Annotated in this window: 1 rRNA gene; it reads left to right on the top strand. The window is 50.8% G+C overall.

The annotated features are described in order from the left end of the window. Positions 1 to 193: 193 nt before the first annotated feature. A 16S ribosomal RNA gene (locus tag H5P17_RS26500) occupies positions 194 to 666 on the top strand; the annotation flags it as partial.

Raw genomic sequence — 666 nt, 5'->3', positions numbered from 1 at the left:
GCTCTTTAACAATTTATCAGACAATCTGTGTGGGCACTCCACAAGACGATATCCAGAACCTTCGGGTTCAAAAAAATATCAAGTCTTGAAGAGTGACCAAGCAATAAGTCAGTCGGTTGATTCGTCAACGGTCTGATTATTACGAAAGTTAATTTTCGAGCATCGCTTCACGAGTTGAAGCAAATCAAGCTTTTAATTGAAGAGTTTGATCATGGCTCAGATTGAACGCTGGCGGCAGGCCTAACACATGCAAGTCGAGCGGTAGCACAGGGAGCTTGCTCCTGGGTGACGAGCGGCGGACGGGTGAGTAATGTCTGGGAAACTGCCTGATGGAGGGGGATAACTACTGGAAACGGTAGCTAATACCGCATAACGTCTACGGACCAAAGTGGGGGACCTTCGGGCCTCATGCCATCAGATGTGCCCAGATGGGATTAGCTAGTAGGTGGGGTAATGGCTCACCTAGGCGACGATCCCTAGCTGGTCTGAGAGGATGACCAGCCACACTGGAACTGAGACACGGTCCAGACTCCTACGGGAGGCAGCAGTGGGGAATATTGCACAATGGGCGCAAGCCTGATGCAGCCATGCCGCGTGTGTGAAGAAGGCCTTCGGGTTGTAAAGCACTTTCAGCGAGGAGGAAGGGTTCAGTGTTAATAGCACTGT

This window comes from Serratia sp. OS31, from assembly GCF_014164835.1.
Lineage (GTDB): Bacteria > Pseudomonadota > Gammaproteobacteria > Enterobacterales > Enterobacteriaceae > Serratia > Serratia liquefaciens_A.
The sequence above is the reverse complement of the archived record's forward strand: the minus strand, read 5'-3'. Positions and strand labels throughout refer to the sequence as shown.